Source organism: Methylobacterium indicum (assembly GCF_001043895.1).
Taxonomy (GTDB): Bacteria; Pseudomonadota; Alphaproteobacteria; order Rhizobiales; family Beijerinckiaceae; genus Methylobacterium; species Methylobacterium indicum.
Window position 1 is genome coordinate 1 of record NZ_JTHF01000464.1, and the last position, 1,976, is coordinate 1,976.

Below are 1,976 nucleotides of genomic sequence, written 5' to 3' on the forward strand. Positions count from 1 at the left end.
GAACAATTCGCCGTCCTCGGTCAGGAAGCTCGGGGCGCCGAACAGGCCGCGGGACTTCGCCTCCTCGCCGATCGAGCGCAGGCGGCCCTTCACCGGCTCCTGGGTCGAGGCGCGGGGCACGGCTCGGGCCTGCCGAGGCCGCGTCTGGGCCGGTTCCGCCGGCCACGTCACACGGGATCCCTCGCGGCAGGTCGATGGCGGAGGATGAGCGCCCGGCCGACCAGCGTCACGGCCAGCGTCACCGCCAAGGTCACAAGCCAGGACTGGCCCGTACTTCTGAAGGGGATGGTGCGCACGACGAGTTCGGTCGCCGCTGCGGCCATCAGCCCGAGATAGGACAACGAGATCCAGAGATAGTGTTTCTCGCGCCAGTCGGGGCGTCGAGGCGAGCGCAGCACCGGCCACAGGCCTCCTGTGACGCAAACAAGATTTATGAGCGCCCCGACATGCAGGATGTTGAACGCTCCCGTGAACTGGACAACGAGCAGGGCCGCGCAATCGCCAATCATCATGACATAGACGAACGCGTAGCCGACGGCCCGATGTAGGCTGCCATGCTTGCGAGCCAGGAATTGTATCAGACCGAGCACGATCCCGGCCGCAGCCAGCACGGTATGAACGGATCCCGGTACGGTGAGGCTGGACATGTCATCGACCCCTTCGCTCGAACGATGCCGGTGCCGAGCGCGTCACCCCGGCCTACCCTCGGCCCCGGCCGGGCTCATGCCTGTTTGGCGCCTTCACCCGCCGGGCGAGGTGCGGCAGGGGAACGGGTACCGGGCGACGCCACGAGCCGCGTCGACTCAAGCGTGCAGCGATCGTCCCGTCCGATGCCGGATCGGCAAGGTCAGCCGACATCGCCTCCGTCTAGGATGGCGCGCAGAGCTGCGACGTGCGCCCGGTACGCCGCATGGCCCGCCTTCGTCGCAGCGATCCGTGTTCGCGGACGCTTCCCCTCGAAATCCTTCGTCACCGCGACGTAGCCCGCGCCTTCGAGCGTGGCGATATGGGCACCAAGGTTGCCGTCCGTCAGACCGAGCAGCACACGCAGGCGCTTGAACTCCAGCAGACTTCCGTCGGGACTCGCGGCGAGGGCAGCCATGATCCGCAGCCGTGCCGGCGCATGAATGATCGCGTCGAGGTCGTCAGGCATCTGTCCAGAAATCAGGTCGGGTCACACCGAGCCAATAGCAGGCCGGCCGCGACGAGGCCGCCGCCGCCAAGCAGACCGGCATAGAGCAGGAATCCCATGGGTGGTATCGCGAAGCCGGCCAGGAACAAGAGAGTCAAGGCGGCGCCGAGAACCGCCAGCAACGGCCCGCGCCAGAGGCCGGCGACGAGGTAGGCGAAGCCGGTGACGGTGCCGGCGTAGATGCCGAGCGCATTCGCATGCCCCGAGAGCAGGACGAAGGCCCAGAGCGCTGCATAGGCGGTCATGAGCACAGCCGACGCGCTGTATCGCAGTCCGCGCCTGGAGCGGCGCCCCCGGCCGATGCGGCGTTGCACGAGAACGAGCAGAAGCGTCGTTGCCCAGCCCAAGGCTGTCACGACCGACCAGATGGTATTCCCGCGCTCCGGCGCGAGAAAGGTGCCGACATACCCCGCCATCCAGGCGATACCCCACAGGATGAGGTAGGGGCTCGCCCGGCCATAGATCAGTGCGGCAAGCAGGCGGCTCTCGCCGTCCTCCGCAGCGGCGAGAGCGAGGCGTGCCTCCTCGCGCGCCTGGACCGTGTTCGAGATCGTCATCGCAGATCCCTCTTTGCAGATAACTCTGTGACACAGAGCTTTCTGCAACTCAAGAGACCCCGAGTTCACCGACGGTGGCCGGTTGCCGGAGCCGACGTCGTTCGGCGCTCGGGCTGCGGCGGCTCGCAAACGGAGTGCTACCGCATCCCGGCAGGCCGCTCGCCCACCGCCCAGGCGAGCGCCTGCTCCAGCCGGTCGTTGCCCCAGAACAATTCGCCGTCCTCGGT

General features: G+C 67.6%; 3 protein-coding genes and 2 pseudogenes. All 5 read right to left on the minus strand.

The window, feature by feature from the left end; translation table 11 throughout:
- Nucleotides 1-99, minus strand: a pseudogene (locus tag QR78_RS36395) (2-hydroxychromene-2-carboxylate isomerase); the annotation flags it as partial.
- A gap of 68 nt (nt 100-167) precedes the next feature.
- Nucleotides 168-647: a DUF2306 domain-containing protein gene (locus tag QR78_RS31505; RefSeq protein WP_048461132.1), complete on the minus strand. Its 480-nt coding sequence runs from the start codon at nt 645-647 to the stop codon at nt 168-170.
- 200 nt (nt 648-847) lie between these two features.
- Entirely contained in the window at nt 848-1,153 is a 306-nt protein-coding gene (locus tag QR78_RS31510; RefSeq protein WP_048431586.1) for a transcriptional regulator, read from the minus strand.
- Nucleotides 1,154-1,164: 11 nt separating this feature from the next.
- Nucleotides 1,165-1,749 (minus strand): hypothetical protein, encoded by a 585-nt coding sequence (locus tag QR78_RS31515; protein WP_048431587.1) that lies wholly within the window; start codon nt 1,747-1,749, stop codon nt 1,165-1,167.
- Between the two features lie 137 nt (nt 1,750-1,886).
- Nucleotides 1,887-1,976, minus strand: a pseudogene (locus QR78_RS36400) (2-hydroxychromene-2-carboxylate isomerase); the annotation flags it as partial.